8 protein-coding genes, 1 tRNA gene and 1 riboswitch are annotated in these 12,249 nt (G+C 66.7%); of the genes, 4 read left to right on the plus strand and 5 right to left on the minus strand.

Annotated elements, in window-relative coordinates:
• Nucleotides 1-110 precede the first annotated feature (110 nt).
• The 4 genes from G9V96_RS14955 to G9V96_RS06560 form a co-directional block, all read right to left on the minus strand.
• On the minus strand, nucleotides 111-1,607 hold the full coding sequence (locus G9V96_RS14955) for a hypothetical protein (RefSeq protein ID WP_210424477.1): 1,497 nt from the start codon (nucleotides 1,605-1,607) through the stop codon (nucleotides 111-113).
• A gap of 938 nt (nucleotides 1,608-2,545) precedes the next feature.
• Nucleotides 2,546-2,618, minus strand: a tRNA-Thr gene (locus G9V96_RS06550).
• A gap of 135 nt (nucleotides 2,619-2,753) precedes the next feature.
• Nucleotides 2,754-3,404: a transglycosylase family protein gene (locus tag G9V96_RS15320; protein WP_168582321.1), complete on the minus strand. Its 651-nt coding sequence runs from the start codon at nucleotides 3,402-3,404 to the stop codon at nucleotides 2,754-2,756.
• Nucleotides 3,405-3,412: 8 nt separating this feature from the next.
• A riboswitch (cyclic di-AMP (ydaO/yuaA leader) is annotated at nucleotides 3,413-3,609 on the minus strand.
• A gap of 298 nt (nucleotides 3,610-3,907) precedes the next feature.
• On the minus strand, nucleotides 3,908-5,803 hold the full coding sequence (locus G9V96_RS06560; protein ID WP_168582322.1) for a serine/threonine-protein kinase: 1,896 nt from the start codon (nucleotides 5,801-5,803) through the stop codon (nucleotides 3,908-3,910).
• Between the two features lie 190 nt (nucleotides 5,804-5,993).
• Between G9V96_RS06560 and G9V96_RS06565 the strand changes: the two genes are divergently transcribed.
• From G9V96_RS06565 to G9V96_RS06580, 4 genes are all read left to right on the plus strand, one after another.
• Nucleotides 5,994-7,427: an alpha,alpha-trehalose-phosphate synthase (UDP-forming) gene (locus G9V96_RS06565; RefSeq protein ID WP_168582323.1), complete on the plus strand. Its 1,434-nt coding sequence runs from the start codon at nucleotides 5,994-5,996 to the stop codon at nucleotides 7,425-7,427.
• A gap of 100 nt (nucleotides 7,428-7,527) precedes the next feature.
• Nucleotides 7,528-8,310, plus strand: coding sequence for a trehalose-phosphatase (gene otsB, locus G9V96_RS06570; protein WP_168582324.1), 783 nt, complete (start codon nucleotides 7,528-7,530; stop codon nucleotides 8,308-8,310).
• A 404-nt stretch (nucleotides 8,311-8,714) separates the two neighbouring features.
• Nucleotides 8,715-9,797, plus strand: a complete 1,083-nt coding sequence (locus G9V96_RS06575; protein WP_168582325.1) for an ABC transporter ATP-binding protein — start codon at nucleotides 8,715-8,717, stop codon at nucleotides 9,795-9,797.
• 91 nt (nucleotides 9,798-9,888) lie between these two features.
• Complete coding sequence (locus tag G9V96_RS06580; RefSeq protein ID WP_168582326.1) at nucleotides 9,889-11,136, plus strand: DUF4032 domain-containing protein; 1,248 nt, start codon at nucleotides 9,889-9,891, stop codon at nucleotides 11,134-11,136.
• Between the two features lie 98 nt (nucleotides 11,137-11,234).
• On the opposite strand, the gene rlmB is transcribed toward G9V96_RS06580, so the two are convergent.
• Nucleotides 11,235-12,248 (minus strand): 23S rRNA (guanosine(2251)-2'-O)-methyltransferase RlmB, encoded by a 1,014-nt coding sequence (rlmB, locus tag G9V96_RS06585; RefSeq protein WP_168582327.1) that lies wholly within the window; start codon nucleotides 12,246-12,248, stop codon nucleotides 11,235-11,237.
• Nucleotide 12,249 lies beyond the last annotated feature (1 nt).

Raw genomic sequence — 12,249 nt, forward strand, 5'->3', positions numbered from 1 at the left:
AAGACAGCTGCTTAGCCGGGACCCCCCACCTCATGATGAGGCGAGGGGGGCTGCCGGCTGACTCCCGTTGTGGCAGCGGGTCGCTGCCACAACGGGAGAGGATCACACTCTCAGCCCACGTAGATCTGGGCGAGGTTCTTGCGCGAACCCCACGGGGCGTTGACGGAGGCCTTGGAGTGCAGCACCCAGGTCATGTGGATCTTGGTGCCGCGAGCCTTGGCCCCGTTGTTGCCCTTCTTCAGGACGACGGTTTTGGTGACCTTGCCGTTCACGAGGGTTTGGCGCGCGATGACCCAGGTCGAGTCCTTCCACTGCTCTCGGTCTTCCCGGTAGTGCAGGCGGCGGTCCTTCTTGTACGCCAAGACCCGACGTTTCTCGGCGGCGGAGGTCACCCGGTAGGTGTCGATCTGGACCAGGCGAGTCGTTACCTTGGCCCCAGGCTTGACGGGGCCGGGGCTCGGGGTCGAAGTGGCGGGCCGGGTCGGTGTAGGCGTCGGAGCTGGTGTAACCGGCGACGTGGGCGTCGGCGTGGGTGTAGGAGCCGGCGCTGTCGGTGTCGGAGCCGGAGTGGCCGGCGCGGTCGGTGTCGGCGTAGGCACCGGCGCCGGCGTGGTCGGCGTAGGCGTGGGCACCGGAGTTGCCGGCGAGGTCGGTGTGGGCGCCGGAACCGGTGTGGTGGGAGTAGGCGTCGGCGTTGGCGTAGTGGGCGTCGGCGTCGGCGTCGGCGCGTTTTCCTTCTTGTTGACCAGGGTTAGTACCGTACTGCCGCCGTTCTCGTCGGTGCGCGTGTTGGCGACATCCCAGCTTCCTGCCGTCAACTCCCACCCGAGACCCATGTCGTTGTCCGGCACGACCCAACCGTTACCGGTCTGGCAGACGGCGGCTTTGGAGGTGTCCTGCACGTACCCCTTGGGCGCCTGAGACTCCCAGATGCGGATGCAGTGAGCGATGGGTCCGGGGGTTGTGGCGCTCATCAGGGGGACGTCCGTTGCGAACCGATCCGTGAAGCCCTGCAGCGCCACATCACTGGCCATCCAGCCGTATTCGGCCAGGGACTGGCATGACCATCCGAGGCTCTGCTTGGACCGAGTGCACGACTCGCCATCGAACTGCGCACCTGTGGCCATGGTGCCCCGGATCAGGTTGCCACCTTCGTCCACCTTGCGGAACTGCATACGGTAGGTGTCCCACTTGTTCGGTTCGGGTGTAGGCGTCGGAGTGGGCGTGGGCTCGGGTGTTTCGCACTTCTCGTCGGTGAACGTGAAGGTGTATTCCTGCTCGCCGTATTGGTTCTCGTGCGGATCCGGGGTGACGCTCTTGGAGCCTCCGCCCTGGTAGTAGTTGTACGAGACGGTCACGGTCCCGGATCCCGGGTAGGTGCCCGCCTCGATCGGGTCATCACCCTGGTACCACGTACCGCCCGCGTGCGGAGTGGGCAGTGTGAAGGTGTCGTTCTCGGTCCCGCACTGATCGTCGAATGTCGGGACCGGCGCGGATGAGGGCGAGCGGGTTGCGACCCCCGCGGAGGACAGCGCTACCGCCTGGGCAGAGGTGGCGCCGGAAGCGAGCAAAGTGAACGCTGCGGCTGTTGCCAAGGTGCGGATCATGATGGGTGACTCCCGTTGCTAAGACTGACTGATGGTGGGTTGTGCAAGGCGTCCGAGTGGGGCCGTCTCCGTGGGTTTTTTGAGCTCAGCAGCCTGACGTGCCGCTTGCCCGGGGGTACGACCTGTGCCACTCGGGAGGCGTTGCCGCCTTCGCCAATACCGTTGGGTACCCCCACAGCACGCCTAGCCCCGGTTCGGAGGTCCGCCTCGAGCGCCCGGTAGGCCCCGCAGACGGCCCCCACGGCCACGAACGGGTCAAGCACCGAGAGCGCTACGGCTGAAACGGACTTCACGAACGGAGCCTCATCGACGCTGAGCCGGAAGCACAACGGTTGAGGTTGCGGTAGGCCATCCACGTGGCACTTCGTCGTGGTGTCCGAAGTGCTCGACGCAAATGGCGTCGAGTGCGTCGTCATCGAAGGCGCAGCCCACGCTTGCGCCATCGGCGTCGGACGCCGTCAGATGTTCAGACCTTCCTGCACGGCGCCGGATTTGATGGTGTGGTATCGCACATAACGTTGTCCCCTGGTCTTGGTGGTTCCCCCAACTAACGAACTAATAAGTCCCCCTAAGGCGGTCGCAGCGCAAGCAGTCATGTACACATCCCGCCTCGCGAAGAGTTTCAGCGCGCATCGGCTGGCATTTCCGCACGCCTAACTGACGGGGGTGACGCTTCTTACGTCTGTCGTGCCAAGCCCATGTCCGCTACCGGTGCGCTGAGGACCTGCGCGAGCCCAGACGACCAGCGCCACGATGCAGTGACCTTTTGGTGGAGGAGACCAAGGTGACCCGCCGAGGGAGGGCACCGAAGTGATCACCAGCACCGCAACGACGGCGCAGCAACCCCCGCGCCCTGGAACGCCAACAGCGTCCCGGTCCGGATTCGGAGCGGGACGCTGTTGAGGTTGCTTGGTTGTTTGGTTGTTCGCCCGTAGCGGAGCTGGAGAAGGGACTCGAACCCTCAACCACCTGTTTACAAGACAGGTGCGCTACCGATTGCGCCACTCCAGCGGCGCGAGCGTGCTTGCGGCACCCTCGCATCGGTAATTGTAACCGGGGCGAGCGCCGTCGCCGACGCGCCCGGACAGGCCGAAGGCCCGGCTCCATTGAAGGAACCGGGCCGTCGGGACGTTTGAGGTGTCAGCCTCAGCGGATGATCCGAAGTGCGCCGCGGTAGGTGCTACCGAGGAGCTGACGCTTACCCGAAGGCGTGAAGCCCAGGGCGCGCTCGGTCTTGCGCACGGTCTCCGGGCCGACGATGCCGTCGACGCGGGCGCCGACCTTGCGCTGCAGCTTCTTCACGCTGCTCACGGACAAGCCGGAGTTGCGGTACCGGTTGGAGTGCGACTTCGACACGGCCTTGCGGGCATGCCCACGCGAAGCGGCAGCGCCGCCACCGGACGAGAGACCGTTGGAACGGTTCAGGCCAGCCTTACGCGAGCACACGGGCCATGCGCCCGGGCCCTGCATGCGAAGCAGGTTCTGCGCGGCAGCGATCTGCTGGGCGCGGCTCGCGCGGTGCGGAAGGCTCGCGTAACGGGTTCCCCCCGCTGCACGCCAGCTGCTGGCGGAGAACTGCAAGCCGCCGTAGTAGCCGTTGCCGGTCGCGATACCCCAGTTGCCGCCGCTTTCGCAGGCGGCGACGCGGTCCCACACGTTGCTCGAGGCAGCCTCAGCAGACATGGGTGCGGTGGCAAGCCCACCGATGATGGTCGCCCCACCGAGAATGGCGGCGCCGAGCGTACGGCTCCCCTTACGGCTCGTCTGGGCAGCGCGGTGCTTGGCGGTGTAGTGCATAGGGATAGTAATCCTCTCCTGACGGCGCCTGTGGGGTTAGCTGTCGGGTTCGGGCGTCAGGTGCCCGGTCACTGATAGTGACTTCACCCCAAGGCCGTCTCGCGACGACCGTGACGAGGCTTACGCCTCGTCGCTGGGTCCCCCACCTTCGTCTGCCCGGTGTACCGGCGTGGTGCCCCCCGACGAAGTTGGGCGCTGAGGCACGCATGTGATGGATGGTTGTGCAGTTGTATGTCAGGCCCCCAAGGACAGGCCCCTGTGCGGTTTCCTGCCGGCCGAACGCACTGGACTCTAGGGCAGCGCGCCGGGTAGGGCAAAGGATCAGTCACGTTTCGACAACGAACAGGTCACGCTCTGGTGGCCGGTATCTCGATATCCGCCCACGTCAGAGATCCCGGGCCCGGAAACACACCGCAGATACTGGTGTGACCAAGGACACATATTGAACGTCCGGATCTCATTTTTGCGATGTCTGGGAGGGCGCGTCGGCGCAGGTAGGCCCATCAGAAGCGGAAATCGACGCTCGGGAGCAATTCACCCCACGAGTAGCCTTCTGAGACAGGCCAAAGCGTGGGGAGGTAGCCGCTGGACTGTGTTATGAGACCCATAACTGCTGCGCCGAGTAACGCCAGGCCCACGATCACCGCCACGCCGTACCTTCCCGGCGTCAACGCGCGCGCCATGCTGCGGGAGCCACGTCGCAGTGCACCACCGCCCGGACCCCACCAGGCGACGACCAGCGCCGCGGCCGCGGCCGCCAAGAACGCACCGGCATGCCTCACCGACCCACCCGCGGCACCGGCCAACACGGTGGCCACACCGTAATAGGCCGAGACCGCAACCAGTGACGGCAGCAGGGCCGCGAAGGCTGCATGGAACACCGCCCCGAGAACGAAGAACGGCGACAACGCGGCCACGCTGGCCACATCGCGACGGCGCGGCCCCCGCTCCATCCGCCGCGTCCACAGGCTGTCGCTACATCGCTTGGTGAAACGGGCCGCCACCGACCAGGTCAGGGCCAGCACAGCGACCAGCGCCGGGGCGATAGCCGCGCCGACCACGAACAACAGCCCGATAGCGGCCAGCGTGCCGGAGCGTGCCGGCGGGTACGCCGGGGGCGCAACGGCCGGTGGCGGGCTGGGCGCCGCAGCGGCATAGGGCAGGGGACCCTGCGGCGAGCCGGGGTGGGCGGGCGCGCCCGGCGCCGAACCGGGATAGACGTTCGCCGGCGGATAGCCGCCCGCGGCGGAGCTGTACCCGCTTTCTGGAGCCCGCGGCGCGGTGAATCCGGCATATCGCGGCGCGCTCTGGGTAGGCGCGGGCGCCGCCACCGGCATCGAGCGGGTGGCGATGAGCGGGTGCACCATTGTCGCCGGGCCGGGGTCGCTCACGGTGCTCGGCTGGCCTCCGGTGCCGTTCTTCGAGGGTGGCGGCACTTGCGTGCCAGGACGTTGGCTGCGGCGCACGACCGGAATCCGCGCGGTGACTGCGGCCAACACTCCCGAGGGGCGCTGCGGCACAACCTGTGTTGTTGCCCCCGCTGTGGCGGTCGCCCCGCTGGCGGATGTCTCGGCCGCGGCCGCAGTCGCGGCGAGCCTGCTGAGAGCAGCTTCGATCTGAGCGGCGGTAGGCCGGGCGCCCGGTGTGGGGTCCAGCGCCTGCAGCAACAGTTCAGCCATGTCTGTATCGACACCGCCGAGGTCGACTTGGCCGCGCCGCACCCGGTCCAGAACGGCCTCGGTGGGTCCTCGACCGAAGGGCGCCCGGCCGGTGGCCATGAACGCCAGCGTGGCGCCGAAGCCCCACCAGTCTGTCGCGGTGGTGGCGGAGCCCCCGTCGAGCAGTTCCGGCGCGATATAGCCCGGGGTTCCCATCACGAAGCCGGTGGAAGTCAGGCGCACCTCATCTCCGGCGTGCGCGATGCCGAAGTCGATCACGACCGGTCGCCCCTCGGGCATCAGGACGTTGCCCGGTTTCAGGTCGCGGTGCACCACACCGACGGCGTGGATCGCGTTCAGCGCCTGCAACAGGTCGACTGCCGCACCGCGCAATGCGGGGCCGCGCAGCGGGCCGTGACGCTCGATCCAGACGTCCAGCGGCGGTCCTGGCACCAGCCGAGTGACCAGGTAGGGCCGCGGACCCTGGACATCAGCACCGATGAAGGGAGCCACCCGCGGATGATCGACCCGCTTGAGAGCGTTGACCTCGCGTTCGAGGCGCGCGCGAGCCTGCGGATCGTGGGCGATGTGCTCGCGCAGCACCTTCACCGCGAACCCGCGACCACGCTCGTCGAGGCCGCAATAGACGACTCCCATCCCGCCCTCGCCGAGCTTCTCGACCAGACGGTAGGGCCCGAGCCGGCCCATGGGCGGGCCCGTTTCGATCGGACTGGTCGTCACGATTCCCGCCCCTTCCCGGCTGTGGGTTTCCACGTCTCATCTGCACTGTAAGCGCGACATCCGAGCGATTCCTGAACCTCGCCTGGACGCCTCGCCTGCCCGCCGCGCGTCGGGTGTGCGCGGGGCCGTCCTAGGATGAGTACAAACCTGGGGCATTGACGCCCGATCGTCATGTAGGAGATGAAGGCACATGTCAGAGGCCGACGAGACGTTCGATTTCGTCATCGCCGCAAACCGACTCCCCGTCGACCGAACCGAAGGACCCGACGGGCAGATCGAATGGAAGCGCAGCCCCGGCGGCCTGGTCACCGCGATGGATTCTGTGATGCGGGGACGAGACGGTGCCTGGGTCGGCTGGACCGGCGAAGCAGGTGAAGCGGGTGAACCCTTCGACGACTCGGGGATGCACCTGCACCCGGTGGGATTGTCGGCCGAGGAGATCCGCGACTACTACGAGGGCTTCTCCAACGACACGCTGTGGCCCATTTATCACGACGTGATCGTGCCGGCTACGTTTCACCGCCGCTGGTGGGTTGCCTACGAGCGGGTCAACCAGCGTTTCGCCGAAGAACTGGCCAAAGTAGCCGCCCAGGGCGCCATCGTGTGGGTGCACGACTACCAGTTGCAGCTGGTGCCGGCGTTGCTGCGCGAATTACGACCCGACGTGCGAATCGGTTGGTTCAACCACATCCCATTCCCCCCGGTGGAGCTGTTCGCGCAGCTACCCTGGCGCGACCGCATCATCGAAGGCCTCACCGGCGCCGACTATCTGGGCTTCCAGCGTGAGGACGACGCCTGGAACTTCTTGCGGGCCGCACGCCAGCTCACCGGGCTGAAAACGAAGAACGACACCGTCATCGTGGACGGACCCTCGGGGCGTCGCGTGGTGCGTGCCAGCGGGCTGCCGATCTCGGTCGACTTCGAGAACCTCGACGCCCTGGCTCGCAGCCCGCAAGTGCAGGAGCGGGCCCGGGAGATCCGCGAATCGCTGGGCGACCCGCGGGTGCTCATGCTGGGGGTGGACCGCCTCGACTACACCAAGGGCATCCGCCACCGGCTCAAGGCGTACGGCGAACTGTTGGCCCAGGGCGACATCGCCCCGCCAGATGTTGCGCTCATCCAGGTAGCGGTGCCCAGCCGCGAGCGCGTGGAGGCCTACAAGCACCTCAAGGAAGAGATCGAAGGGACCGTCGGGCAGATCAACGGTGACTATTCGACCGTCGGCGCCTCGGCGGTGCAGTACCTGCACCAGTCCTTCGACCGGGCTGAGATGGCGGCCATGTATCAAGCGGCCGATGTCATGCTCGTCACGCCGCTGCGCGATGGGATGAACCTCGTCGCCAAGGAGTACGTCACCTGCCGCCACGACGAGCGCGGCGCCCTGGTGCTCTCGGAGTTCACGGGCGCAGCGCAGGAGTTGAGCGAGTCCTACCTGCACAACCCGCACGACATCCAAGGACTCAAGCGCACCATCATCCGCGCCATCCAGGATTCCGAGGAGGAGAAGGGGCGCCGCATGACGGCGCTGCGCAAGGTCGTTCGGGAACACGACGTGCAGTCCTGGGCCGCGCGCTTCCTCGCCTCTTTGGAGGCAGCACCGGCTCGACCCGACGACGACGACTGAACAGCAACCAGCCCGAGTGCTCAGGGCGGGCCAACCCGCCCTGAGCTTCGGCCATGACGCACCGAGCCCCACACCGCATCGAGATCCTCTGGAGGCCCCTGTGCTGTCCGACGACCTGACCCGCGCCCTCACCCGACTCGCCGAACGTCCCCGCGTCATCTTGGCCTCAGATTTCGACGGAACGCTGGCGCCCTTCGTGCTCGACCCGATGAGCGCCCGCCCCATCGAGGGCGCCATGGACGCCCTGCACGATGCGACGCAGCTTCCGGGGCTGTGCGTCGCCCTTGTCTCCGGCCGCGACGTCGAGACCCTACGGACGCTCTCCGGCGTCGCCGAGCAGGGACCGATCATCCTGATCGGGAGTCATGGTGCCCAGAGCAGCCGGGCAGATCTGGCCCCCGCGGCATTGTTGGATGAGGATCGCCGCAGCCTGCTCGCCGAACTCAACCAGTCCTTGCAGGAGGTTCAGCAAGCCCATCCCCAGGCACGCATCGAGAACAAGCCGGCAGCGGTGGCGTTGCACACCCGCGGGCTGCCCGAGGACGCTGCAGCGGCGGCGTTGGCCGATGCTGAGGCAGTCGCCGACCGGCCGGGCGTGCATCTGATGCGCGGCAAGAGCGTTGTAGAGCTCGGCGTGGTGGACACCAGCAAAGGCTTGGCGCTGACCCGGTTGGCGCAATGCGAGGACGCCCCGGTGTTGTACTTCGGCGATGACGTGACCGATGAGCGCGCCTTCGAGATGCTCCCCTCCGGCGACGGACACGTCACCGTCAAAGTGGGCTCGGGGGATAGCGCCGCCGAGTACCGGGTCGAGCAGGTACAGGATGTGCTGGCCTGCCTACGCCTGTTCGTCGCCGCCCGCGCCAGCCGCTGCCAACGCTGAGGGCTACCGGCGCCTGTGGTGGGTCGCAGGCCGAGCGAGGCTGTTTCCCGAATGCCGATCCGGCCGTGATTTTCTGTGCCGCACCCTCCTGGACGCTCTTTTCACACCGCCGTTGCGTGCTTATCCATGCTCGCACCCACTACCTGTCTTGGTCGTGGGTCGGGCTGCTGTCAGGACGCCCGGAGCCAGTTGGGCAGCGGCGGCGTGAGAATGCCAGCAATCATGTGCCGCTCTGGGCAGAAAGCCAGCCTCAACAGGCCTAAGGCTGCACCCGTGTGGGCCGCGGTAGTGCATGATGAGGTGCTGGGTCACCGCTCCGGTGACGCAGCAGCGCTACGGCGCACAACCTTTACAACGGATCGTCCGGCACGTTCCTGCCGGTGAAGGAAGGACAACGACGTCTTATGGCTACAGTCAGATTTGAAAATGCCACCCGGATCTATCCGGGTAATGACAGCCCCTCCGTGGACTCGCTGAACATCGAGATCGAGGACGGCGAGTTTCTCGTCCTCGTCGGACCCTCGGGTTGCGGGAAATCCACCAGTCTGCGGATGCTTGCCGGCCTTGAAGAGGTGAACGGCGGCCGCATCTACATCGACAACAAAGACGTCACTGATCTGTCGCCGAAAGACCGCGACGTGGCGATGGTCTTCCAGAACTATGCGCTCTACCCGCACATGAGCGTCGCCGACAACATGGGCTTCGCCCTGAAGATCGCCGGCGTGGACAAGGCCGAGATCCGGCGTCGGGTCGAAGAAGCCGCCAAGATTCTCGACCTCGAGCCGTTTCTGGAGCGCAAGCCCAAGGCACTCTCCGGCGGCCAGCGGCAGCGGGTGGCCATGGGACGGGCTATCGTGCGCGAACCCAAGGTCTTCCTGATGGACGAACCGCTGAGCAACCTGGATGCCAAGCTGCGCGTGCAGACCCGCACCCAGATCGCTTCGTTGCAACGCCGGCTCGGGATCACGACCGTCTACGTCACCCACGACCAGGTCGAGGCGATGACCATGGGTGACCGGGTGGCCGTGCTCAAGGATGGCGTGCTGCAGCAGTGCGATTCCCCGCGCCGGATGTATGACCACCCGAACAATGTCTTCATCGCCGGCTTCATCGGCTCCCCCGCGATGAACCTTTTCGATGTCGCCGCGACCGAGGGTGGAGTGAAGTTCGGCAACACTGTGCACCCGGTTCCGCGTGAGGTGTTGGCGGGCACGGGTGAGACCGTCACCCTCGGTGTGCGTCCGGAGGACATCGACATCTCCATGAGCGGGGAAGGCCTCCCGGTGGAAGTCGATGTCGTGGAGGAGCTGGGTGCCGACGCCTACGTGTACGGCCGTTACCAGGGATCACCCACGGACTCCGCGCCGATCATCGCCCGCGTCGACGGCCGCACCCCGCCCAACAAGGGTGAAACGGTCTACTTGCTGCCCAAGAGCCAGCACGTGCACCTGTTCGATCACGACACCGGCCTCCGGCTAGGGGACTGAGATCCACCGGACAACGGACGGTTCGCGACCACCCGCGAACCGTCCGTTGTCCGTTTCCAGAAGTGGCCGAGGCGCCTGAGAGGATGGACGGATGCCGCTGCAGATCACAACCTCCAAACCCTCTCCTGCGCTGCTTGACCTGCCGTGGTCGACGCCGTTGGCAGAGTGGGACAACCACCATCTGGCGGCGTTCCCGCGTGGTATCTCGCGGCACGTCGTGCGGTTCGTGAAGTTCCAGGGCAAGGTGCTCGCGGTAAAGGAGATTCGCGAGGATCTGGCCCAGCGCGAATATCAGATGCTGCGCAACTTGCGCCGCTTGGAGATGCCCAGCGTCAAGCCGTACGGCGTCATCAGCGGTCGAAGCACCCCCGATGGCGAACCGCTGGACGCCTGCCTGCTCACCCGTCACCTGCAGTTCTCGTTGCCCTACCGCGCGGTCTTCAGCCAGCGGTTGCGTCCCGACACCGCCACCCGCCTGCTCGACGCACTCGCGGTGCTGCTGGTCCGGCTGCACCTGGCCGGGTTCTGGTGGGGCGACGTATCGCTGTCGAACACGCTGTTCCGTCGGGATGCCGGAGCGTTCGCGGCCTACCTGGTGGACGCCGAGACGGGACAGCTCAACCCTGGGCTGAGCGACGGGCAACGCGAACACGACCTGGATATCGCCCGGGTCAACATCGCCGGGGAACTGATGGACCTGGCCGCCGGCGGGGTACTGGAGGAGGAAGCCGACCCCATCGAAATCTCCAACCTGCTCATTAAGCGTTATCGCGCCCTGTGGGAGGAACTCACCGGCGTGGAGCGCTTCGAGGAGGGCGACCGGTGGCGGGTGGAGGAGCGCATGCGTCGCCTCAACCAACTCGGTTTCGATGTCGACGAACTCGCCATCAGCACCGATGTCGACGGCGCCACCATCCAGATCCAGCCCAAGGTCGTCGACGCCGGCCACCACAGCCGCCGGTTGATGCGCCTGACCGGGTTGGACGTACAAGAGAACCAAGCCCGACGCATCCTCAACGACCTGGACGCCTTCCGGGCCAGCGAGGCGCGCGAGGGCGACACCGAAGAGATGGTGGCGCACGAGTGGATGGCCCGGGTGTACGAACCCGTGGTAACCAACATCCCCGAGGAGATGCGCGCCAAACTGGAAGCGGCTGAGGTCTTCCACGAGGTGTTGGAACACCGCTGGTACCTCTCGGAACGCAGCGGACACGACGTGCGAACCCAGTGGGCCTTCGCCGACTATCTGCACCACGTCCTACCGGAGAAGCCCGACGAGAAATCGATCGTCGGCGTGGACACCATCGAGATGCCCGTCATCGCCATGTTCGACGACTGAAAGGTCGTCCAACATCGGTTCACCCAACACAGCAGTGGAGCGCGGAAGATTCTTCCGGCGCTCCACTGCTGTGTTCGGTTCTCCTGCTCCCCGCGGACTCAGCGGCGCGGCCCTAGCTCGGCGCGCCGCCGTGCCACCTCATACAGCGTTACGCCGGTGGCGATACCGGCGTTCAACGACTCCACGGCGGCCGCCATCGGGATGGAGACGATCTGGTCGCAGTTCTCTCGCACGAGCCGCGACAGGCCCTTGCCCTCCGAACCGACGACGACAAGCAGCGGCTGGTCGGCCAGCTCCAGGCCGGGCAGTTCGACGTCCCCATCCATATCCAGACCGATGACGAAGAAGCCCGCCTTTCGATAGCTCTCCAACGCCTGGTTGAGGTTGGAGGCCTGCGCGATCTTCACCCGCGCTGCAGCACCTGCGCTCGTCTTCCACGCCGAAGCGGTCATGCCGACCGAGCGGCGCTGCGGCAGCAGAATCCCGTGGCCGCCGAAGGCGGCCACCGAACGGATGATCGCGCCCAGGTTGCGGGGGTCGGTGATGCCGTCGAGGGCGACAATCAACGGGATTCCCGGCGTCTGCGGGTCAATGAGGTCGCGCGGGTCCGCGTACTCGTACGGCGGTACCTGGATGGCCAATCCCTGGTGAACCGCGTCGCCGGTGAGGCGATCCAGCTCGCCGCGCGGGGTCTCCAGCACCGGGATGCCGCGGGTGGTGGCGATCCGCAACGCTTCGCGAACTCGATCATCAGCATCGATACGACCGGCGATGTACATCGTCGTCGCGGGGATCTGCGCCCGCAGCGCCTCCACAACAGAGTTACGCCCCGCCACGATCTCACTGCTGGTGGTGCCGCTGCGCGAGCGTGATGACGAACGACGAGGAGCCGAGGACTGGGGGCGGGATTGCCCCTGGGGGCGCGCCTGCCCCTGGGTGCGGGGCTGCGCCGACGCGGCCCGGTTCTTCTTGTGTTTGACGCGGTCTTCGGCCTTGGGGGTCGGCCCCCGGCCCTCCAGGGCACGGCGGCGCTGCGCCCCGCTGCCGACCGATGGGCCCTTCTTCGATGAGCCCTTGCGCGTAGCACCGCGGCGCTGGCTGTTTCCCGGCATG

The sequence above is a fragment of the Gephyromycinifex aptenodytis genome (genome assembly GCF_012277275.1).
Classification (GTDB): Bacteria; Actinomycetota; Actinomycetes; order Actinomycetales; family Dermatophilaceae; genus Gephyromycinifex; species Gephyromycinifex aptenodytis.

Bases quoted from the DNA above. Each gene is read 5' to 3' on its own strand.
- G9V96_RS06580 (WP_168582326.1), top strand. From the start codon at position 9,889: ATGCCGCTGCAGATCACAACCTCCAAACCCTCTCCTGCGCTGCTTGAC.
- G9V96_RS06565 (WP_168582323.1), top strand. From the start codon at position 5,994: ATGTCAGAGGCCGACGAGACGTTCGATTTCGTCATCGCCGCAAACCGA.
- rlmB (WP_168582327.1), bottom strand. From the start codon at position 12,248: ATGCCGGGAAACAGCCAGCGCCGCGGTGCTACGCGCAAGGGCTCATCG.
- G9V96_RS15320 (WP_168582321.1), bottom strand. From the start codon at position 3,404: ATGCACTACACCGCCAAGCACCGCGCTGCCCAGACGAGCCGTAAGGGG.
- G9V96_RS06575 (WP_168582325.1), top strand. From the start codon at position 8,715: ATGGCTACAGTCAGATTTGAAAATGCCACCCGGATCTATCCGGGTAAT.
- G9V96_RS14955 (WP_210424477.1), bottom strand. From the start codon at position 1,607: ATGATCCGCACCTTGGCAACAGCCGCAGCGTTCACTTTGCTCGCTTCC.